The organism is Bellilinea caldifistulae, from assembly GCF_001306055.1.
Taxonomy (GTDB): Bacteria; Chloroflexota; Anaerolineae; order Anaerolineales; family Anaerolineaceae; genus Bellilinea; species Bellilinea caldifistulae.
This window is the reverse complement of record NZ_LGHJ01000011.1, coordinates 225,162-246,826: the sequence shown is the minus strand read 5'-3', so window position 1 is coordinate 246,826 and position 21,665 is coordinate 225,162. Positions and strand designations below refer to the sequence as shown.

Sequence of the window (21,665 nt, the reverse complement as noted above, 5' to 3'; positions counted from 1 at the left end):
ATTCTCCCGGGGGTATAAAAAAGCCAACCGGCAAGGTTGGCTTTTCTTCTTGATCAGGCTTCGTCCTGCGTGGTTTCACCCAGCGCCCAGCGGGCAAACCGCCGGATGACAATGTTTTCACCCGTCGAAACGACGGTTTCATTCAGCAGATCCTGAACGGTTTTGCTCTCATCGCGGATGTATTTCTGGCGCAAGAGGACGAACTCGTCTTTGAATTTAGCGAGAGAACCTTCCACAATGCGCGGGATGATCGCCTCGGGCTTGCCATCTTCACGCGCTTTGGCAGCCGCAATGGCGGCTTCTTTGTCCAGTACTTCCTGCGGAATGTCCTCTTCACGGATGTAGAGCGGTGAGGCAGCCGCAATTTGCAGGGCGATCTCGTGCGCAAAGTTGCGGAAAACCTCGCTGCGTCCGACAAAATCGGTTTCGCAGTTGACCTCTACCATCACGCACACCCGTCCGTTGCCGTGCGAGTACACATCAATGACGCCCTCAGAGGCGGCCCGGCTGGCGCGCTTGGCGGCGGTTGCCAGCCCTTTTTCGCGTAGAATATCCACGGCTTTGTTAAAATCACCTTCGGCGGCTTCCAATGCCTTGCGGCAATCCAGAACCCCCGCGTTGGTGGCTTCGCGCAATTTCTTAATCATATCGGTGCTGATCGTAGTCATACAATTTCCTCTTGGAGTAATTATTCTTCTTCGGTTTCTTCTTCGATCTCTTCTTCGTCATCTATCTCGACGACGCGCGGGCTCATCTTTGCCAGCGTGGCAGCCCCCAGCAGGTCTTCATCTTCCAGCTCATCCTCTTCCAGAATTTGCGGGCGCGGACCGCGCATGGCGGGTGCAACAACCGGTTTGGCCTCTTCGCCTTCCTCGCCGGTATCTTTGCGTAGGGCTTTGCCTTCCAGCACGGCATCGGCGATCTTGGAAACCAGCAGCTTGATGGCGCGGATGGCATCGTCGTTGGAGGGAATGACATAATCCACACCGCGCGGGTCGCAGTTGGTGTCCACCAGCGCAATCACCGGAATGTTTTTGAGGTTGGCTTCGTGCACGGCGGTGGCTTCGTTGGAAACATCCACAATGAAGAGCAGTTCCGGCGGGCGGGTCATCTTGCGGATGCCGCTCAGGCGGGTTTCAAGGCGCTTGATCTCGCGCTCGATCATCAGGGCTTCTTTTTTGGTCAGGCGGTTGATCTCGCCGCTGTCGCGCATCCGTTCGAGCCGTTCCAGTTCCTGAATGCGGTCGTAGATGGTCACCCAGTTGGTGAGGGTGCCGGGCAGCCAGCGCTCGGTGACGTAGGGCATCCCGCAGCGGATGGCCTCTTCCTGGATGGTCTCCTGTGCCTGACGCTTGGTGCCGACGAACAGCAGGGTGCCGCCTTCGGCAACGGTGTTGACAATCACCTGATAGGCCTGGGTCAACGCCTTGACCGTTTGTTGAAGGTCAATGATGTGAATGCCGTTGCGCTCGGTGAAGATGTACGGGCGCATGGCAGGGTGCCATTTGTTGGTGCGATGCCCAAAATGCACACCGCTTTCCAACAGGGCTTTCATGGAAATGATGGAAGCCATTTTTTACTATTCTCCTTTTTGCGTTATTCCTCCGCCTCTTTCAACCCGGCTCCGAACTGCCCTCGGGCAGCACGCCGAAGCCGGTCAAGAAGCGTGCGTGATAGAATGTTGCGTTCCCATTGGAACAGCCGCCCAATCATACCACGATTGAGCTGAATCGTCTAGAAAAATTGCTTGCGAAAACGTAAAATCCCAATGGTAAAAAAGACGGCCGCAAAGCCGAGCAGCACACCCGCTTCGGGAAGAATGCCCCGCCAGGTTTCGCCGCGCAGCAGCAAATCGGTCATCCCCAGCATGGCCCAGGTGGTCGGCAGGACTTTGACGATGGTCTGCGCCGCCGCCGGGAAAAGCTCCAGCGGGTACCAGCAGCCGCCCAGCAGCGCCATGACCATGCCCAGCATGATGCTCAGGTTGTTGGCTTGGGCTTCGCTGCGCAGGATGGTGCCCATGGCTGTGCCAATCGCCGCCGCCGCCAGTGCACCGCTCACCAGCAGAATCGCCAGCCCCAGCGGTTCCCTTCCCCATGGAACGCCCAGCGCTGCCACTGCAAAACCGATCAGCAAGAGCATTTGTACCATCGCCGTCAGCACCTGACCGCCAATGGTGCCCAGCAAAAATACCGCCGCCGAAGTGGGGGTGGTCATCAGGCGCGCCAGCGTGCCGCTGCTGCGCTCGTAAGCCAGCAATGCCGAAATGCCGAACAGCGGAATGAACACCCAGGTGATCATCTGACCGGCAGATGAATTGGCGCGCGGGTCATATTGCACCGGATCGGCTGTTTCGGCTCGGAGAATTTCCAGTCTTTGCGGGGTCTGTTCCTGAAAACGCTGCGCCAGACTGAGGGCGCCCTCAAAGTAAGCCTGGCGTTCCTCGGCTGAGGCAAACGGTTTGCGGCTTTCGGCCTGCTGCACGGCAAACTGAGCCGCGTTGATCTTCAAACTCACCTGCCGTAGAGCGGCCTGAATCGAACGCTGCGCGGAAATGGCATCCAGGTTGTTGGGCTGGGTGTAAAATTCCAGGGCTATTTCACCGTTCAGCAAATTTTCCTGTGAGGTTTGGGGCGGGATGAGCAGCCAGAAAACGATGGTGCGCTCACCGAATTTTCGTTCGGCTTCGGCACGCTCGGTCAATTCGGGACGGATAAAGGGGGATTTTTCCAGTTCGGCCACAATCTGCTGAGAAAGCGGCGTACCTGCCTCGTCTACTACCGGTAGCACCCGGCGAATATCGCCATCCCCGCCGGGGGTACCGCCTGCCAGCAGATAGGTGAATACAATCGGTAAGATGAGGAAGAACAGCCATTCGGCCGGGCTGGAAAAGCGCAGGATCAGGTCTTTGCGGATAATTGCGAGGATTTTTTGCATCGTTCACTTCTCCTTACCGTTACTGAACCAGATCGCGCCGGCGGGAAAACCGCAGCACGGCGAGGATGAACAGCACACAGCCCAGCGCAAACAATCCCAAAAGCGGTCTGGTCAGGTCGCTCAGCCCGCCGCCCAGCCCCAAAATGGTGAAGCCGTCCAGCGCCCACGCATTGGGGGTGATCCGGCTGACCAGACGGACGAAATCCGGTAGCATGCTCAGGTCAATAAAACTGCCGCCCATGATGCCAAACACCAGCATGATCGCCGAACCGTAGGTACTGACCTGCCCCGGGGTTCGAGCAAAGGCAGTGATGAGCAAACCCCAGCCGGTGGCGGCAAAAGTTGCCAGCAAAATCAGAGCCAGCACGCCCCAAAAGTCGCCCCAACGCAGGTTGAATAGCAGGCTGCTGCCGCCGATCAGAATCAGCAGCTGCATCACGCCGGTCAGGTAGGTGCCCAGCATCTTCCCTGCCAGGACTTGCGGGAGGGCGGTTGGGCTGGTCAACATCCGCTGCAGTGTGCGCTGACGGCGTTCCGCCAGAAACGAACGCCCTCCGTAGGTGACTGTGAACATCAAAAAGAGCAGCGCCATGCCGGGCGCCATGTAAGCCATCACATCGAAGCGGACGCTCTCCTGCTCCGGCGCGCCGATCACCTTCAAATTCAGCGTTCCGGCTTCCTCAAAAACACTCAGGTCCTCCTCCTGAGCCGACTGGAACAACTGGCGCATCTCATCGCCGTAGGCCTGCGCTTCGGCTGGTGAAACTACCCCGCTGGTCAGCATCTGAAAGACGGATACCATGCCCATCACCCGCCCTTCTTCCACACGACTGATAAATTCGCGCAGGATGGTTTCGATGATGGCTGAACTGTTGGGACGCGCCGGGTTGGCGTAAAACTGCAGTTTGACCGGCTCGGCAGCCATGTCTATGATGGCAGCCTGCTCCGGAATGACACTCTGCGTAAAGCCGGGCGGGATAATGACCAGCCCGGCAACCTGATCCTCATCCACGGCACGGCGGGCAGCTTCTTCATCTTCAACTACCTGCGCATCCAGCAACTCATCCAGTTCGGCCGATTGAAGCGTCTCGACCAGCGCGTTTCCCAGGGATTCACCGTCGCGGTTGATGATCAGGACGGGAATATTGGAAAGGCCGGAGGACTGCCCGCCCGGTGAAGCCAGCCGTCCGGTGACCAGCGCCATGCCCAGCGTGAGCAGAAAGGGAGCTGCCAGCATCAAGATGATGGCGGCGCGGTCGCGGAAGGCCAGCCGTAAATCTTTGGCGGCAATCAACAGGATTTTCTTCATCCCATCCTCCTCAATCGCGCAGGGCGCGCCCGGTTAACTGCAAGAAGACCGCTTCCAGATTCGGCTCCTGGATCTGAATGGTGCGGACTTTCAGATTTTCGGCGGTGCAGGTCTGAATCACCGCCGGTAAAATTTCCTCCGCATCGTTCACCAGCACCTGCAGGCTGTGATTTTCGGCAATCACCTGCTGAACACCGGGCATTCGCTGAAGGTGAGGAATGATACCCGCCACACTTTGATCCTCGCCAAACTGCAAGACGAGGGTTTCGGCCTTACCAACCATTCTGACCAGTTCGGCTTGCGTTCCAATCGCAATCATCTCACCGTGGTCAATAATGCCAACGCGGTGAGAAAGTTCCTGCGCTTCTTCCATGTAGTGGGTGGTGTAAAGGATGGTCATGCCGGCCCGCCGGTTGAGGTCTTTGACCGTGTCCAGAATTGCCCGGCGGGACTGCGGATCAATGCCGACGGTTGGCTCGTCCATGAAAAGCAAGCGCGGGCGGTGCAGCAATCCCACCCCAATGTTCAGGCGGCGTTTCATCCCGCCGGAAAAGGTCTTGACGCGCTGGTTGGCTTTTTCCTGCAAGCCGGTTTGTTCCAGTACCTCCTCGCAGCGTTGTTTCAGTTCGCGCCCGCCAAGGCCGTATAACTGCCCCCAAAAGTGGAGATTCTCGCGGGCGGTTAAATCTTCGTAGAGGGCAATTTCCTGCGGGACAATTCCGATGGTCTGGCGCACGGCATAGGGCTGGCGCACCACTGAATTCCCGGCGATCAGGGCATCCCCTTCGCTGGGCGGAAAGAGGGTTGAAAGCACCGAGATGGTGGTGGTCTTGCCGGCCCCGTTTGGGCCTAACAGGCTGAAAATTTCACCTTCCTGCACCTCAAACGATATGCCCTTGACGGCCGTCAGGTCGCCGTAGCGCTTGACGAGATTATTCACCTGAAGAATTGCGCTCATTTTTTTTCACCTTCTTGAGGATTGGGGTACAAATTGCGGGTGGGGATTAGAAGCAACTTTCCAGAATGTCATCCGATTAAAAGGTTCCAAAAGTTCATTTTCCGAATTAACAATATACATTATATTTACGAAGATCAATGTGGAACAGTTGCGCTGTTAACTCAAGTTTAACCATCCCAATCGAACGGGTGATTTTGGATGGTTTTCGCTACAAGGTGTAGCCTTGCAGGGTTGAAATATGTTATATTGACATTATTGACCCAAATAGATAGGTAATTTACAGGTGCAACCATGTATCCCTTCGATTCCCCCGATCAACTTAAAAAAGCCCTGCGCGACCAGCAATACATCGCCAGCGAAGAAATTGCCACCGTCCTGTACCTGAGTAAGACCCTTGGTAAACCGCTGCTGGCGGAAGGCCCGGCCGGCGTAGGAAAAACCGAGCTGGCTAAAGCCATCGCCGGTGCAACCGGCTACGAACTGATCCGCCTGCAATGCTATGAAGGGCTGGACGAAACCAAGGCGCTTTACGAGTGGGAATATGCCAAACAGATGCTCTACACCCAGCTGCTGCGCGATAAATTGCAGGATGTGCTGGCTAAATCCGCCAGCCTGCGTGAAGCAGCCGACCGTCTGGCGCAGGAAGAAGACGTATTCTTCTCGATGCGTTTTTTGCTGCCGCGTCCGCTGCTAAAGGCGGTCCTTTCCGAAAAACCCACCGTCCTGCTGATTGACGAGATTGACCGCGCCGATGCCGAATTTGAAGCCTTTTTACTGGAAATCCTGAGCGATTTTCAGGTCAGCGTGCCGGAAATTGGCACCCTGCAAGCGGTTCACCGCCCGCTGGTGGTGTTGACCAGCAACAACACCCGCGAACTGAGCGAAGCCCTCAAACGGCGCTGCCTGTATCTGTTCATTGATTATCCCACTCTGGAACAGGAGCTTTCGGTGGTGCGCCTGAAAGTGCCTGATTTAGCGCCGCGCCTGGCGCGGGATGCGGTAGAACTGGTGCAGCGCTTGAGAACGATGGACTTGCGTAAATCCCCCAGCATCAGCGAAACGCTGGACTGGGCGAAAGCCCTCGTATCACTGAACGCCAGCGCGCTGGATGAACGCACCCTCGAAACGACCCTGAGCGTGCTGCTAAAGCACGAAAGCGACTTGCAGCGCGCCCGCCGCCTGCTGCGGCGGACAGATGGGGACGATCAGCCGCCTACCCGCCTGCCGCCGCGCCCGCGCTGGCAGAATTGAGGAGGCGGACATGGAACGCCGCACCGCCCAATTCATCTCGGCGCTGCGCGCCAGCGGGGTACGCATCAGCCTGGCAGAGAGCGAGGATGCCTTCCAGGCGGTCAAGCGCATGGGCGTGCAGAATAAAGAGCGCTTTCGCCTGACCCTGCGCACCACCCTGATCAAAGACGCCCGCGATCTGGCCGTGTTCGACCGCCTGTTTCCGCTGTTCTTCCGCTCGGACGAACCGCCCCCGATGCAGGAGGCTGCCGCCCGACTGACCCCGCAGGAAGCCCGTCAATTAGCCGAAGCCCTGCGCCAGTTTGCCCAACACCTGCAGGAGATGATCGAGAAACTTTTGCAGGGCAAACCCCTCAGCCAGCAGGAACTGGCTCAGTTAAACGAGCTGATGAACCCGAACATGCCGCTCGACCTGCGCGACCAGAACTGGCTTGCCCGTCAAATGGAACAGTGGATGCAGTTCCCCGAACTGCGCCAGGCCATCCAGGAATTGCTCCAAAAACTGGAGGAGATGGGCTTCAACCGCCGCAAAGTGGACGAGCTGCGGCGCGCCCTGCAAAACAACCTGAACGCCTGGCAGCAGCAAATCCGCCGGCAGGCCGGCGAAAACATTCTGGAACGCATGGCCGAAAATCCGCGCCAGCCACCCTCGGAAGGTCTCTTGCAGCGGCCGTTCCAGATGATCTCACCCGAGGAGATGCGTCAACTGCGCCGCGAGGTGCAGCGGCTGGCGGCTGCCCTGCGCACCCGCCTCGCCCTGCGGATGCGCCGCGCCAAAGCCGGTCAGCTGGACAGCAAAGCCACCCTGCGCGCCGGGCTCAAATACGGGCATGTGCCGCTGGAACTGCGCTTCCGCGATCACACCCTCAAACCCAAACTGGTGGTGATCTGCGACATCAGCACCTCCATGCGCTACTGCTCCGAGTTGATGCTCAGCCTGCTGTATGCCATTCAGGATCAGATCAGCCACACCCACGCCTTCACTTTTATCAACCGGCTGGCTTATATCACCCCGGAGTTTGCCCACCTGCCGCCGGAACAGGCCATCGAGCAGGTGTTGCAGCGTATGCCACCCGGCTACTACAACACCGACCTGGGGCGCGCCTTGCAGGACTTTGAACGCGAGTACCTGCACATCCTCGATTCGCGCACTACCCTGATCCTGGTCGGCGATGGACGCAATAACTACAACGACCCGCGGGTGGACTTGCTGCAACGCTTTGCCCGCCGCGCCCGCACGCTGATCTGGCTCAATCCCGAGCCGGTCTGGCTGTGGGGCAGCGGCGATTCGGACATGCGGCAGTACGCACCGCTCTGCCAGCGCATCTTCCAGGTCTCCAATCTGGCGCAGCTGGCGCAGGCGGTGGATCAGATGCTGCTGCAGTAGGAGTGAAATTAAACTGTTTATGACGCTAACCGCCGGGTTTCTTCGGACTCATACACAAAAATGGAGAACCGCCAGCATTGAGATTGTTCAGCACGACTACAATCATATCTATATCTGGATTAAGCGATCATAGAACATAAGCATCATTTCAGCCTATTCAATGATTTGCATTGGTGAGCAATTCTTATATCTTATTTGCCCACTAACGTTTCGAAGAACATAAACAGGTTAGGGGGATGGTGGTGCTGGTATTCGTAATCGAATTGCTCCGGTAGTTGAGCTTGCATAGGTAACGGTTCGCGCAAGTCAGCCAAGAGCGTGTTACGCAAATAAGCAGTCACTCAGGGGCTATTGAAACGCTTGTAGACTTCCAAGAAACCTTGCATATTGGAATTGATCCATTTAAGGCGCATAGGGCTTACCTTTCTGATGTTGGGGATTGTATGCCCAAAGAATGAGGATTACATCATTGTTTTGCTTAATTTTTTGGATAGCCTGTTAGTTTTTTATATCATTAACAAATTGTTAACATAAAAATCCAATATAACCAGATTATGGAAGCCCCCTTGGAAGCTACCTGCTTTATAGAATAATACTTAAGAAAACTTTTATGGAGGAATTAAGATGAAATTCAAGTCGCTTCGAATTATGCAAACATACCACCTGATTAGTCTGTTGATAATATTGACATTGTTTGGTCAAGGCTCTATGTTATCACAGGAATCACAGGGTACATTCGATAAATCCGGTATCTCCTACGAGGAAATCATAAACCGGTTCAACTTAACTTCAGTTGATTACATACCAGTAGGTATTACTCCTCTCAAATTCAAATCACCGGAAGAGCTGGAAAAATTTCTAACTTTTTTCAAGAACTCTACACAGAAAACTACTCATATTTATTTCTCGGGAGAGTACTTCCCAGAAAGATTTTTAGTAGGCACGGAAAGCATCACATACAATGTAATCACGCGGAGCTGCTCTGTACCATTAGGATATGGTATTGCAAGATTTAATACATGGGGCGATATTCGAGTAGGAAGTTCAGGGTCATTTCGATGGATTGATAAAGTTCTTAGTACTTACACCGGCCTAACAGGTTTGACTATGGTAGCCACTCTCACAAACGAATATAGTTATGCCTACAATCAAACAGCCGCCCAGGTTTCTATCAAAGGTGGCGGTATTGTAAATGTCTATCTTATCATCGAGGGTGGGGTAAGGCTCTATTCTGTGCCAGTAAGTTGTTCTTTCACATACCGAGTTTATTGAATACAATTTAGAGTCGGCAATGGATATAAGGAGATAATTATCATGGAACAGACCGGTCTTCAAATGGTTTTTTTGCTGGTTCAGATGGTGAGCCTTCTGGCGGTGCTTGGCTGGATCATTCTTATCATTTACTATCTGGCGAACCAGAAACGCTTTAACCTATCCGCTACGGAAAAAGCTCTCTGGACGCTGATTGTGCTTGCCATACCTCTGCTGGGTGGACTGGCCTTTGTGGTGATCAAGCCCTATCAGAAAGACTGAAGCGAGGTTAGCGGCAGCGCGGCAGTCTCGCGCCCCCTGCACCTCCCCAAAAATCGCTTTTCGCGATTTTTGGGGAGAACGGGCGGGGGTTTAGTGCGGTGCAAGTGTCGCTTCGCTCGGTTTGACATGAACGGTTTACGTCACCGCGAGCCGCCGCAGATGGCGTGGCGGTCTCCTGCAAGACCTTTCTGAAATTAAGGAGATGCCTCGTTTTACCCGGCCTGACATTCATTTACGTCTTGACAATTCGGATAATTATCATAAAATTAGTTTAGTTATCGGTTTCAATTCGTCCCACTTTTGCCAGAAGGAGAAGTCAACATGTCCGGACACCAGGATACCTGTGGATGCGGCGGCAACTGCGGTTGCAGCACCGAGCACGGCGATTTAATCGCCCTGACCCGCGATGATTACATCGCACGGCTGGAGCAGTACCTGCGCGATCTGAAAGCCGAAATGGAAGCCGTGGAGCGTGAGTTGAACATGCTCAAGCAGATGGCTTAAAGATCTTCGCTATAAGTTTTCTCCAGATCAATCAGCCGCCTTTCCGGCGGCTTTTTGATTGCCCTTGCCCGTTCCCTTAACTTCGCTTGCCGTAGATCTCTTTTCGGGTTATTGCCCTCTCGCCTTAAGACTTACACCGGGCGAGGCGGGGCAAAGCGGGTTTTCAACCCCACTGGCCATCCTGTCCTGCCAAACCTTACCCTTCCTGTCCCCAAGCCATTTGTGGATTTATGATAGAATTGTCCCAACCGGGATTCATCATCTCCGAGCCTGACAGGAGGGTGTGGGATGGGCTGGTACGGAGCCATTACCCAAGGAACCTATTACGAAAGCATGCCCAAGGTGGAGCTGCACCGCCACCTGGAAGGCTCTTTGCGCCTTTCCACCCTGCAGGAGATTGCCCGTCAACAGCACATGCCCCTGCCCGCTGATCAACAACTGGCCGGTCTGGTTCAAATGCAGACTGGCGAGCCGCTCACCTTTCAAAATTTTCTGGCTAAATTTCAAACCCTGCGTTTGTTTTACCAGACGCCGGAAATCATCCAACGCCTGACCCGCGAAGCCGTGGAAGATGCCGCACTTGATCAGGTGCGCTACATGGAGTTACGGTTTACCCCGGTGGCACTCAGCCGCCAGCGCGGTTTTGGACTGCGCGAGGTGATGGAATGGGTATGCACGGCGGTTCAGCGGGCCAGCCGCGAATTCAACCTGCCGGTGCAACTGCTGGTTTCCATGAACCGCCACGAACCGCTTGAACTGGCCGAACAGGTCATCGGGCTGGCGGTGGATTTTCGCGAATCCGGCGTGGTGGGAATTGATCTGGCTGGCAATGAAGTCGAATTCAATGCCGGTCCTTTCCTGAGCCTGTTCCGCGAAGCCCGCCGCGAGGGGTTGGCGCTTTCCGTCCACGCCGGCGAGTGGGGCGGCGCCGAGAATGTCCGGCAGGCGATTGAGGACTTTGGCGCCGACCGGATCGGGCATGGCGTGCGGGTCTTGGAGGACGAAGCCGTTACGCGGTTGGCGGCCGAACGCGGTACAGCCTTTGAAGTGTGCATTACCAGCAATGTGCAAAGCGGCGCAGTGGCATCCCTCCAGCAACATCCGCTTTTGCAGATGCTGCGGGCTGGCCTGAACGTGACCATCAACAGCGATGACCCGGGCATTTCCGACATTCGCCTGAGCGACGAATACCGGCTGGCTTGCGAAGAACTCGGCCTAACCCGCCAGCAATTGCAGGAACGCGTCCTGGCGGCAGCCGGTGCGGCAATCTTACCACCAGCGGAAAAACAGGCGCTCATCCAACGCCTGAAAATCGAAATGGATATTTTAGAGGAAATCTGAATCGAGGCAGGTTTATGCACATTCTGGTTACCAATGATGACGGCGTTTTTGCGCCGGGTCTCTTGGCGTTGGCGCAAGCGGTACGCCCGTTCGGCAAAGTCAGCGTGCTGGCGCCCGACCGCAACTGGTCGGCCTCCGGGCATGTCAAAACGCTCCACCGCCCGCTGCGGGTCAAGGAAGTTCAGTTAGCCGATGGCACACCCGCCCTGGCCAGTGACGGGGCGCCCTCGGATTGTGTTGCGCTGGCGGTTCTGGGCATTTTACCCGAGCCGATTGATCTGGTGGTCTCCGGCATCAACCCCAACGCCAACGTCGGGCATGATGTGACCTACTCCGGCACGGTGACCGCGGCGATGGAAGGCGCGATCTGGGGGCTGCCTTCGCTGGCTTTCTCGCTCGACCGCAACGAGGAAAACAACCACACCCTGCACTACGAAACCGCCGCAGCCGTGGCTGCCCGGCTGGTGCCGCTGGTGATTGAGAACGGCCTGCCTGCGCACGTCCTGCTGAATGTGAACATTCCCAATCAGCCGCTGAGCGCCGTTCGCGGCTGGATGGTCACCCGCCTGGGATTGCGGATTTACCGCGACGAGTTGATCCGCCGCGAAGACCCGCGCGGCAAACCCTATTACTGGATCGGCGGCGACGAGCCGACCGGACTGCCGGAAGAGGGCACCGACATCGGCGCACTGGCCGGCAATTACGTTTCGGTGACGCCGGTTCAGCTGGATTTGACCGCCTACCAGGCTTTGGATGGGCTGCGCGGCTGGAAATTTCCGGATTTGAGATAATTCATCTTTCGGCTTGCCAAGCCGTTTCTTTTTGCTATACTTGATTCAGGCTGGTATCCCATTCAGCCCATCGTGTAAAAAGCACCTCATTCACACCTTACCTATCCCTGTAAAGGAGAATTGGAACATGCAAAATACCGTACGCGCCTGGATGAACGATCTGGTGGTCTTCGTTGATCCGGAAAGTCCGGTGCTGGATGCGCTCAGCACGATGCGCCGGCGTTACATCAACAGTTTAATCGTCAAAAAAACGGAAGAAAGCCCCGAATACGGGATCGTCACCTCGATTGATATCTGCGACAAAATCGTCGCTCAGGGTAAAGACCCCTCCAAAGTCAAAGTGAAAGAGATTATGAGCTCGCCGCTTATCACCATTTCACCGGAGATGACCATTGCCGAATGCGCCCGCGTTATGAAAGAAAAACGCATTCACCACCTGCCGGTGGCGGACGAGAGCGGCACCGTTATCGGCATGATCTCCGCCAACGATTTTCTGGTGATTGCCGAAACCATGGGACGCGGAGACGGCGAAAGGCTGCTTTCCTGACCTGCGGTTGCTTTCCAGAGCCGTCGGTTGAAAATCCTCGCCGGTAAGGGCGGCGGATTGGGTATAATAAAACCAATGCGCCGCTTTTTTATCGCAATCACCTTGCTGTTTTACCTGCTTATTTCGCCCGGCGGGGGATGGCTGGCGCGCCAGGGTCTTCAGGTCCACGCCGCCAACCCCTTCCAGATTGCCCCCACCAACCCGCCCGTCATTCAGCCGGTCATCACCGCCACACCCAACCCGGACGGTTCCGTCATCCACAAGGTCGAAAGTGGACAGTCTTTGTGGAGCATTGCCATTGCGTACGGCGTGACCATCGCCCAGATTCTGGAATGGAACGGGCTCGGGCAGGATGCGGTGCTGCTGGTTGGCGATACGCTGGTGGTGCGTCCCTCCTCCACACCGACCATTTCCCCCACCCCAAGCCTGACTCCGGTTCCGCCAACCCGTACGCCGTCGCTTACCCCAACGCCGGTCACACCCACGCTGACCTACACGGTAACGCCAACCCTGACCGAAACGCCGGCCCCGCTGATTGACTGGCAGCCGCCATCCTGGCTAAATGAAAGTACGCTGGGGATGGGGCTGATCGTCATCAGCGCGGCCGGTTTGATTTTTGTGCTACTGGCGGCTTTCCGTAAAAGATAATCAAATCGAAAAATCTTCGCCGCGCCAGATGCCATGCTCCGGCGGATGAACCAGCGGGGGGTTGATCAGCACCCGTTCATCGTCTTTGCCAATTGATTTGCCGTTGCCGCCGTTGGCTTCCAGTGCGTGGGTATGCAGCTGGCGTTCGAGCGCTTCCAAACGCGCCATCACCGAGGCCAGCGACTTGCCTATGGCATCCGGCAGCTGGTCATGGTGCAGGTCCGGGCCGCCTTCGACCGACTTGCTGCGCGCCACCACCTGACCGGGCACGCCGACCACCACCGAGTTGGGGGGGACAGAGTGAATCACCACCGCATTGGCGCCCACCCGGCTGCCGCGCCCAATGGTGATGTTGCCCAGCACTTTGGCGCCGGCCCCAATGACGACATTATCTTCAATGGTGGGGTGGCGTTTGCCCTTTTCGAGGCTGACGCCGCCCAGCGTAACGCCGTGGTAGAGGGTCACATGATCACCGATTTCGGCGGTTTCGCCGATCACTACCCCCATGCCGTGGTCAATGAACAGGCGTTTACCAATTTTCGCGCCGGGGTGGATCTCGATGCCGGTCAAAAAGCGATTGACATGCGAAAGCCAGCGTGCCAGTAGTTTGAAGTTGCGCTTCCAGAGGAAGTGGGCAACCCGATGCAGCCAGAGCGCATGGATACCCGGATAGGCAAGCAGAATTTCCAGCGGGCTGCGGGCAGCCGGATCGCGTTCCAGTGCGCTGCGTATATCATTTTGCATGGTCTTAATCCAATCAAACATGCGCTTTCCCTTTCTCCACTCAATCCGCCAAATCGGCGAACAGAGCCGTGCTTAAATAACGCTCCCCAAAGGACGGGATAATCACCACAATCAATTTGCCTTCATTTTCGGGACGGCGGGCTACCTGCAGAGCGGCCCAGGTGGCTGCCCCGGATGAAATGCCCACCAGCAGCCCCTCCATTGCAGCCATCTGACGGGCGGTGCGGAAGGCGTCCTCGTTTTTGACACGAATCACCTCATCGTAAATTTGGGTATTCAAAACCTCGGGGATAAAGCCGGCCCCAATGCCCTGAATCGGGTGCGGGCCTTTTTGTCCCCCGGAAAGCACCGGTGAGGCATCTGGCTCAACCGCAATTGCCTTGAACGAGGGCTTGCGGGCTTTGATCACCTCGCTGACACCGGTGATTGTCCCGCCGGTGCCAACCCCTGCCACCAGAAAATCCACCTGACCATCGGTGTCGCGCCAGATTTCTTCGGCGGTGGTGCGGCGGTGAATTTCGGGGTTGGCCGGGTTTTTGAACTGCTGGGGGATGAAGTAGCGCGGGTCACTGGCAGCCAGTTCTTCGGCTTTGCGGATTGCCCCGGCCATGCCCTCGCTGCCGGGGGTGAGAATCAACTCGGCACCGTAGGCGCGCAGTAACATGCGGCGTTCTTTGCTCATCGTTTCGGGCATGACCAGCGTGCATTTGTAGCCGCGCGCTGCGCAGACAAACGCCAGCGCAATACCGGTGTTGCCGCTGGTCGGCTCAAGGATGATGGTGTCCTTATTGATCAGGCCGGCTTTTTCGGCAGCGGTGATCATTGAAACACCGATACGGTCTTTGACGCTGTGGGCCGGGTTGTAGTACTCCAGTTTGGCGACAACCGTCGCAACCGCCCCTTCGGTAATCCGGTTGAGACGCACGAGCGGTGTGTTTCCGATCAATTCGGTGACATCGTTAGCGATTTTCATAGTGTTCTCCTGTGATGAAGTTAATCGGTTTAAAGAAAAAGCCAGCAGAAAAACAAAAGACAGCGGAGCAAGCCGCGCGCAGGATAGGGGATCATGCGGGACTGACTGCCACTGTCTGGTTCTGCTGGCGAAAGTTTCCGGTTTCGTCTCAGGCAGCGGCTGAAATCAGCCCCGCCTCAGACACACGCAAGTAAGCATTCTGCAACTCCAAATATTTATCAATTTCATCTTAATTATCGCCCTTGATTATAGAACGGATTGGCGTTTTGTCAAGGCTTTTATGGAGAATTTGATGATACAACCCTTTGTGAAGTAAGGCTGACCAACCGCTCTGCAATAATCTAACCAGTTCGTCGGAACGGGTTATAATTGCGCGGGTGGGGTATATGGGTTTCCTGCTCTGGCTTGAGGGCCGGTTCAGGATACTTCCAGCTCACCGATTTTTTTAATGGGAATTATTATTTTATTGAGAAAAAAGGTGAAACTGGCGGGAGGCGGGATGAATCCGTACCGGAGCGAGTACAAATGGTCTAATGTCTTTGCGATGATCCACAATCTCAAATTAGACCCCAAAATTTGCGACGAAGATTTTCATCATCGTTTGGTGGTGATCAGCGGAGCAACTTCTGGAATTGGGTATGCCGCTGCCAGAAAATATGCTTCTCATGGGGCAGACCTGTTGTTGATCAACCGCAACGAGCAAAAATCACAGGAAATTTGTGATCAACTTCGCCGTGACTTTAATGCGAATTGCACCTATCTCCTTGCCGATTTTTCGAAATTATCCGATATTCACTCGGCAGCCAAACATTTAGCCGCCCTCGAAAGAGATATTGACGTTCTGATCCACAACGCCGGCATCTACCTGACCAGAAGAACCTTGACGGAAGATGGTCTTGAAGCCGTTTTTCAGGTCAATTACCTCAGCACCTTTATTTTGAACAATTATCTGCTGGGCAGGCTGAAAACTCAAACCAGAGGGCGAATCCTTTACGTCAATTCCGAGGCCTATCGGTTTGCGGTGGCAGGGCTCAGTTTTGATGAATTATTCTGGGAAAAACGGCGCTATTCCGGTCTGAAAAGTTACGCTGCCGCAAAACTGGCCCAATTACTTTCGATGATAATACTTAATGAAAAGCTTGAGGGAACGGGGATTACCATAAACGCCATGCATCCGGGTAATGTCAAAACAAACAGCGGTCAAGAAAATGGATGGCTCTATAAAATGTTAAAGAGCGTGTTGATTGATCCGTTCGCCCGCTCCACCGAAATTGCCGCTGAAGCGCTCTACTACCTGGGAGTTTCCCCGGAACTGGACAACATTTCGGGCAAGTTCTTTAACCTCACCACGCTGGAGGAACCTGCCCCGCCGGCGCTGGATAAAAACGCTGCCATGAAGTTGTGGAAGATCAGTATGGAGCTGGGAGGTTTAAATGGAACGTAACCGCAAAAAAGTCGTTGTCGTGGGTGGCGGGATGGCGGGCTTGACGGCAGCCGCCTATCTGGCACGGGAGAAACTGGATGTGCTGCTGTTGGAAAAAAACGCGCGCATTGGCGGGTTGGTGAGCACCTTTGAAAGCAACGGCTTCTTTTTTGACACCGGCCCGCGGGCTTTGATCAACTCCGGCATTGTCAAACCCATGTTAAAGCACATGGGGATTGAATGGGACTTCTTCAAGAACCGGATTTCGATTGGAATTGAAGATCACTTCATCAGCATTCTTTCCATGGAGGATTTAGACGAATACCAGCGGATGCTGATTCAACTTTACCCCGAAAATGAGCCGGATATCCGGCAAATCATCGCCGCCATCTCTCAAATTTCCGAATACACCCGCGTGCTGTACGAGTTTGACAACCCGAATTTTACCGACCTGACCAAAGACAAAGCTTTCATCTTTAGAAAACTGATTCCGTGGACCTTTAAGTTTTTACACGCCCTGAGAAAGCTCAATCAATACAACCTGCCGATGGAGGAATTCCTCAAGGGTCTGACCACCAATCAATCGCTGATTGACATCATCATCCAGCACTTTTTTAGAAAAACGCCAACCCATTTCGCCCTGGGCTACTTTTATGTCTACCTTGATTACTTCTATCCCAGGGGTGGCACCGGCGCTTTAAGCAACCTCGTCGAAGAGAAACTTCTTGAATGGGGCGGCAGGATCGAACTGAATAAAAAAATTGTGGAAGTCAACCCGTCTCAATCCAAAATCATCGCGGCAGACGGACAGGAATATCCTTATGATTATCTGATCTGGGCGGCGGACTTGAAAACCCTGTATCGCAGTCTGAAGGTGAACGATCTTGACCCACATACCGCCGCCAAAATCAAAACGGAATCGGAGCGTAAATTATCTTCCAAAGGAGCTGAATCCGTCTTTATCCTCTATGCTGGCGTAAACCGCCCGCCTTCCTACTTTCGTCAGAATGGCGGGGAGCATGTGTTCTACACCCCTTCCCGGCAGGGGCTTGGCGAAACAAATCAGGCAGAAAGAATTCGCATCATTCGAGATTTTGAGCAATTATCGAAGGAGGAAATTCTCGGCTGGTTGGAAAGATACCTGAGCTTGAATACCTATGAAATTTCCATTCCGGTCTTGCGGGATGAAACCCTGGCGCCGGAAGGGAAAACTGGTTTGATGGTCAGCTGCCTTTACGATTACCAGATTCTGGAAAAGGTCGAGCAAGCCGGCTGGTATGATGAATTCAAAGAAATTTGTGAAACCACGGTGATTCGCGTTCTTTCCGAATCGATTTACAAAAACCTCCACGAGGATATCCTTTTCCGGTTTTCCGCCACCCCCTTGACCATTCAAAAAGTATCCGGCAGTTCAGAAGGAGCGATTACCGGTTGGTCGTTTGAAACATCCTCCCCTGTGGTTCACACTTTGAAAGACATCCCCAAATCGGTGCTGACCCCACTGCCGAACGTTTTTCAAGCCGGACAATGGGTGTATTCCCCGGCGGGTGTGCCAATTGCGATGCTGACCGGCTGGTACGCATCCCAAAACATCCTCAAAAAGGCGAAGAAAAACCCGGCATGATCTTGCTGCCAGCCTGCACCGGCATACACAAGATGCCTCTCGAAATCTGTCCGCTAAGCAAAAGAGAGGGCCGCCCGTGATTTTTGTTCTGGCTTTCAGCCGGCTGGTTTTGAACTTGCGGGAGAATACGCAATGATCGTCAAAATAATTCTTTTAGCCTTTATTTTTTTAGAAACTTCCAACGTGTTGGCTCTGTACTTTGCACCCGGTTCGAAAAGAGCCAATGCGGTGGGTGTCTTCTCCGCCTGGGAAAAATCCAAACAGATGCCGGATGTTCATGCCTTTATCCGCTATCTGGTTTACTGGGTGGCCGGGGCAAAATTGATTTTCCTTCTCCTTCTGGTTGTAATTGTCCTGTTTGGAGACGAGGCCCTCCAGCGAATCAGCCTGCTTGCTCTGGCAATCGGGACGGTCTCCTTTTACTGGCGATTATTCCCCCTCATCCGCTCTATGGACCGGGATGGGCAAATTGAACCCCCCAACTACTCAGCGAGATTGGGATGGATGATTGTGGGGTTAATTATTTTGTTTTTAGGGGGAGCTTTTTTGTAACCGGCCGGCGCCAGAACGCAAATCCCTTTTGCCAGGATGGATTACTGCCCCTCATTCCCCGCTGCACCCTCTAACCCCAACTCTCTAAGGAACAGTTCAACGGCCCGCGGGTCAAAGTGTCGGCCGGTTTGCTCAATGATGTAAGCCAGCGCCCGCTCTTTTGACCAGGCCGGCCGGTAGGGACGGTCGGAGGTCAGCGCGTCCCACACATCCACCACCGCAAAGATGCGCGCCGCCAGCGGAATCTGCTCGCCCTTCAAACCGCGCGGGTAGCCAGTGCCGTCCCACTTCTCGTGGTGGCAGTAGGGAATATCCAGCGCCGGGCGCAGATATTCGATTGGCGCAAGCATCTCATAAGCATAGAGCGGATGGCGGCGCATGATGACCCATTCCTCATCCGTCAGCGGGCCGGGTTTGAGCAAAATGGCATCCGGGATGCCCAGTTTGCCAATATCGTGCAGCAAAGCGCCCCGTCTGACGTGAACAAGCAGTTCCTCGCTCAGGCCGGCCTTGCGGCACAGGCGCATCACCAGTTCCACCACCCGCTGGGTATGTCCCTCGGTTTCCTTATCACGCAGGTCAATCGCCCGAGTCCAGCCCTCGATGGTGGCGTCATAGGCTTGCAGCAGATCACGGTTGGAACGCTGAACATCCTCATAGAGGCGCGCATTTTCGATGGCAATCGCCGCCTGTCCGGCGAGCATCTGTAAAAATTGCAGCCATTCGGCGTCCGTCGGCGGTGCGGAACGCAGGTACAGTTCAATCACTCCCTGCGGACTGGTTTTGGTTACCAGCGGAATGGCCATCATCGTGTGGTAACCGGCCGCTCGCAGGCGGTCTAAAAATTCATTCAAGGCGTCCGGGAAGCAGTCGCATTGCTCATGCAGCGGACAGGCGGGCAAAACCCGGTTGCCTTCAATGGCCTTGCCGGAAAGGCTTTGCCGGTAATCAAAACGCAGTCCAAGCGGAAAATCCACTCCGCTCCCGCTGCCGGCCGCGTAGGTCAGGCTCTGTTCTAACGGATCGTACAGCAGCACGCCAATCCCATCCAGATTCAACTGGCTGCGCATCTGCTGGATGAGGACTTGCAGGGTTTGATTCAGATCGAGGTTTGAGCTGATGGCATCATCAATGGTGCGCAGGGCTTCCAACTGGTGCAGCTGACGCTCTATGCGCTGGGCGGCCAGTTTACGCTCGGTGATGTCTTCAAGCGCGACAATCACCCGTTCGAGGGTTTCTTCATAACCATCGAGGGCGTTCCAATGCAGGTTGATGAAAATGCAACGTCCATCCGGCAGGATGTCGGAAGTTTCCCGCTGAAAGTGAGCCTGTCCGGCGGCAATTTCACTCAGTTCGATGATAAAGTCCTGCCACACCGCTTCAAAGTCGAGCAATTCTCCAAGCGATTGCGGCGGGTTTTCCTCATTTACGCCGTAAAGCCGCAGCGCAGCCCGGTTGTATGCCACAATTACCGATTGATCCATCAAATCCCGGACGATTTCAGGATGTTGGAGCAGAAAATTCCGCACATCGCTCACCCCGTTCCGCTGCAACGCCAGCAGACTGCGTTTAACTTCCGCAAAATTCTGCTCCAGCATGGCTACCGGCGAATCCATGAACAGAGAGCGGAAGCGTTCTTCACTGCTGCGCAGAGCATCATGTTCCTGTTCCAGACGGGCGCGGTGATAGGCATCCGCCAGGGCGTAGGGCAGGCGGTCAAGGTAATGCTCGGTTTTGGGGATGTAATCCTGTACGCCAAGGCGCAAAGCCTGCAGTGCAATCATCTCGTCGCCCTGACCGGTCACCAGCACAATGGGGATGGCGAGACGGCGCACCTCGCGTATCTCTTTGATCAGTTCCAGTGCATTCAGTCCACCGGGTAACTGATAATCCATCAGCAGGACATCCGGCCGGTTAAGCCGGTTTGCGTCGGTCAGCGCCTCCAAAACCTGCTGGCCGGTGTTAACCACTTCGAGGGTGATGTAGGGGGCGTTCTTCTCCAGATGGCGGCGGGTCAGGTCAATATCGGCGGGATGATGTTCGGCATACAGCACCCGCAACGGACGGTTATAGCGGCTGATTTGCTGGTGGTGATGCTGCAGGGCTGCTTCTATCACCGTCGGCAGCCGTTCCAGATAGTCATCGCGCTTGATGATGTAATCATCCGCTCCGGCTTTCAGCGCCGCAATGACGGTTTCCTCGTCCCCGCCGCCGGTGACCATCACAATGGCTACCGGCAGGTTGAGGCTGCGCAGTTTAACCAGCAGTGAAAGCCCATCCCCATCGGCAAGATTGCGGTCTATCAAGACCAGATTGCAGGGCTGCTGCTGTTCGTAAAGTAGTTCCAACGCCCCTTTTTGAGAAACGACAACCTCTATCTGAATAAAGGGAGCGTGTTTTTTCAAATAGCGGACGGTTAAATCGGCATCCTGCGGGTTGTCTTCGACGTACAAAACCCGCACAGGTCTTTTGGCAAGAACACCTGAACCGCCAATCATCTTTCTCAAACGCTCCGCAGGGCCGGCGGCTGGTTGAGCAGCGTCCAGTACACCTCAATCTGGGCGGCTACCTCCACAAATTTTTCAAATTCCACCGGTTTGACAATGTAGGAATTCGCTCCCAGGCGGTAGGCTGTTTCGATGTCGCGGTCTTCCTCCGAGGTGGTAAGCACGACCACCGGAATGGAGCGATAAAGCGGATGTTCCTTGTAGCGGCGCAGCACCTCCAGCCCGTCCACCCGCGGCAGTTTCAGGTCCAACAGGACGAGGACCGGGATGGGCGCGCCTTCGTCCCAGTGGCGGATCCAGTCAATCGCTTCTTCGCCATCCCGCGCCACCTCAATGGGATTCAGCACCCGCCGGCGACTGAAAGCCCGCCGGGTGAGATCCAGATCCATGGGGTTATCCTCGACCAGCAAAATGGGACGAAAAGGAACGGATAATGTCATTCGGGGAAACCCTCCCGCCAGTTCAATTCACCTTGCCGGAAGGTCACCCCCAACCGACAAAGCCTGTTTTGTAAATCATAGCATAAAACCGGGGAGAATTGAAATTCAAATTAATTTAACCGGTCAATTCGGCGGGCATGTAATTGCGAGCCGCCGTCAGGCGGCTTGGCAATCTCCCGCAAGACCGGCGGGGAGA

General features: G+C 55.1%; 21 protein-coding genes. 12 read left to right on the top strand and 9 right to left on the bottom strand.

The window, feature by feature from the left end; translation table 11 throughout:
* Window positions 1-53: 53 nt before the first annotated feature.
* The 5 genes from tsf to AC812_RS05720 form a co-directional block, all read right to left on the bottom strand.
* Window positions 54-668, bottom strand: a complete 615-nt coding sequence (gene tsf / locus AC812_RS05740) for a translation elongation factor Ts (protein ID WP_061912865.1) — start codon at window positions 666-668, stop codon at window positions 54-56.
* A 20-nt stretch (window positions 669-688) separates the two neighbouring features.
* Window positions 689-1,573 carry a 30S ribosomal protein S2 gene (rpsB, locus tag AC812_RS05735; RefSeq protein ID WP_061912864.1) on the bottom strand — a complete coding sequence of 295 codons (885 nt, stop codon included), beginning with the start codon at window positions 1,571-1,573 and terminating at the stop codon, window positions 689-691.
* A 161-nt stretch (window positions 1,574-1,734) separates the two neighbouring features.
* On the bottom strand, window positions 1,735-2,937 hold the full coding sequence (locus tag AC812_RS05730; RefSeq protein ID WP_061912863.1) for an ABC transporter permease: 1,203 nt from the start codon (window positions 2,935-2,937) through the stop codon (window positions 1,735-1,737).
* Between the two features lie 19 nt (window positions 2,938-2,956).
* Window positions 2,957-4,246 carry an ABC transporter permease gene (locus tag AC812_RS05725; RefSeq protein WP_061912862.1) on the bottom strand — a complete coding sequence of 430 codons (1,290 nt, stop codon included), beginning with the start codon at window positions 4,244-4,246 and terminating at the stop codon, window positions 2,957-2,959.
* A 10-nt stretch (window positions 4,247-4,256) separates the two neighbouring features.
* Window positions 4,257-5,204 (bottom strand): ATP-binding cassette domain-containing protein, encoded by a 948-nt coding sequence (locus AC812_RS05720; protein ID WP_061912861.1) that lies wholly within the window; start codon window positions 5,202-5,204, stop codon window positions 4,257-4,259.
* A 291-nt stretch (window positions 5,205-5,495) separates the two neighbouring features.
* On the opposite strand from AC812_RS05720, the gene AC812_RS05715 reads away from it, so the two are divergent.
* From AC812_RS05715 to AC812_RS05675, 9 genes are all read left to right on the top strand, one after another.
* Entirely contained in the window at window positions 5,496-6,455 is a 960-nt protein-coding gene (locus AC812_RS05715) for an AAA family ATPase (RefSeq protein ID WP_061912860.1), read from the top strand.
* 10 nt (window positions 6,456-6,465) lie between these two features.
* Window positions 6,466-7,842 (top strand): vWA domain-containing protein, encoded by a 1,377-nt coding sequence (locus tag AC812_RS05710; RefSeq protein WP_061912859.1) that lies wholly within the window; start codon window positions 6,466-6,468, stop codon window positions 7,840-7,842.
* A gap of 624 nt (window positions 7,843-8,466) precedes the next feature.
* Complete coding sequence (locus AC812_RS05705) at window positions 8,467-9,114, top strand: hypothetical protein (protein WP_061912858.1); 648 nt, start codon at window positions 8,467-8,469, stop codon at window positions 9,112-9,114.
* A gap of 42 nt (window positions 9,115-9,156) precedes the next feature.
* Window positions 9,157-9,375, top strand: coding sequence for a hypothetical protein (locus tag AC812_RS05700; protein ID WP_061912857.1), 219 nt, complete (start codon window positions 9,157-9,159; stop codon window positions 9,373-9,375).
* Window positions 9,376-9,696: 321 nt separating this feature from the next.
* A complete protein-coding gene (locus tag AC812_RS05695) occupies window positions 9,697-9,879 on the top strand; it encodes a hypothetical protein (protein ID WP_061912856.1) in 183 nt (60 codons plus the stop codon).
* 288 nt (window positions 9,880-10,167) lie between these two features.
* Window positions 10,168-11,220 carry an adenosine deaminase gene (gene add / locus AC812_RS05690; RefSeq protein WP_061912855.1) on the top strand — a complete coding sequence of 351 codons (1,053 nt, stop codon included), beginning with the start codon at window positions 10,168-10,170 and terminating at the stop codon, window positions 11,218-11,220.
* Window positions 11,221-11,234: 14 nt separating this feature from the next.
* Window positions 11,235-12,011, top strand: a complete 777-nt coding sequence (gene surE, locus AC812_RS05685; RefSeq protein WP_061912854.1) for a 5'/3'-nucleotidase SurE — start codon at window positions 11,235-11,237, stop codon at window positions 12,009-12,011.
* 127 nt (window positions 12,012-12,138) lie between these two features.
* Window positions 12,139-12,558, top strand: a complete 420-nt coding sequence (locus AC812_RS05680) for a CBS domain-containing protein (protein WP_061912853.1) — start codon at window positions 12,139-12,141, stop codon at window positions 12,556-12,558.
* A gap of 75 nt (window positions 12,559-12,633) precedes the next feature.
* Window positions 12,634-13,206 carry a LysM peptidoglycan-binding domain-containing protein gene (locus AC812_RS05675; protein WP_061912852.1) on the top strand — a complete coding sequence of 191 codons (573 nt, stop codon included), beginning with the start codon at window positions 12,634-12,636 and terminating at the stop codon, window positions 13,204-13,206.
* Here AC812_RS05675 and epsC read toward each other — a convergent pair whose 3' ends face one another.
* Both epsC and cysK read right to left on the bottom strand, forming a co-directional pair.
* The gene (gene epsC, locus AC812_RS05670; protein ID WP_082148837.1) at window positions 13,207-13,971 is read right to left on the bottom strand and encodes a serine O-acetyltransferase EpsC; all 765 of its coding nucleotides are present in this window, start codon (window positions 13,969-13,971) and stop codon (window positions 13,207-13,209) included.
* Between the two features lie 19 nt (window positions 13,972-13,990).
* Window positions 13,991-14,923 carry a cysteine synthase A gene (gene cysK, locus AC812_RS05665; RefSeq protein ID WP_061912851.1) on the bottom strand — a complete coding sequence of 311 codons (933 nt, stop codon included), beginning with the start codon at window positions 14,921-14,923 and terminating at the stop codon, window positions 13,991-13,993.
* Window positions 14,924-15,422: 499 nt separating this feature from the next.
* Between cysK and AC812_RS05655 the strand changes: the two genes are divergently transcribed.
* The 3 genes from AC812_RS05655 to AC812_RS05645 all read left to right on the top strand — a co-directional run bounded on the left by AC812_RS05655 (window position 15,423) and on the right by AC812_RS05645 (window position 18,522).
* Window positions 15,423-16,367: an SDR family NAD(P)-dependent oxidoreductase gene (locus AC812_RS05655; protein WP_061912903.1), complete on the top strand. Its 945-nt coding sequence runs from the start codon at window positions 15,423-15,425 to the stop codon at window positions 16,365-16,367.
* Window positions 16,357-17,970 (top strand): phytoene desaturase family protein, encoded by a 1,614-nt coding sequence (locus AC812_RS05650; protein ID WP_061912850.1) that lies wholly within the window; start codon window positions 16,357-16,359, stop codon window positions 17,968-17,970. Before AC812_RS05655 ends, AC812_RS05650 begins: the two co-directional genes overlap by 11 nt.
* A 132-nt stretch (window positions 17,971-18,102) precedes the next feature.
* Complete coding sequence (locus AC812_RS05645; RefSeq protein WP_061912849.1) at window positions 18,103-18,522, top strand: hypothetical protein; 420 nt, start codon at window positions 18,103-18,105, stop codon at window positions 18,520-18,522.
* A 41-nt stretch (window positions 18,523-18,563) separates the two neighbouring features.
* Here AC812_RS05645 and AC812_RS05640 read toward each other — a convergent pair whose 3' ends face one another.
* Together AC812_RS05640 and AC812_RS05635 are read right to left on the bottom strand one after the other, a co-directional pair.
* Window positions 18,564-21,020 (bottom strand): HD domain-containing phosphohydrolase, encoded by a 2,457-nt coding sequence (locus AC812_RS05640; RefSeq protein WP_061912848.1) that lies wholly within the window; start codon window positions 21,018-21,020, stop codon window positions 18,564-18,566.
* 5 nt (window positions 21,021-21,025) lie between these two features.
* Window positions 21,026-21,469, bottom strand: a complete 444-nt coding sequence (locus tag AC812_RS05635; protein ID WP_061912847.1) for a response regulator — start codon at window positions 21,467-21,469, stop codon at window positions 21,026-21,028.
* Window positions 21,470-21,665 lie beyond the last annotated feature (196 nt).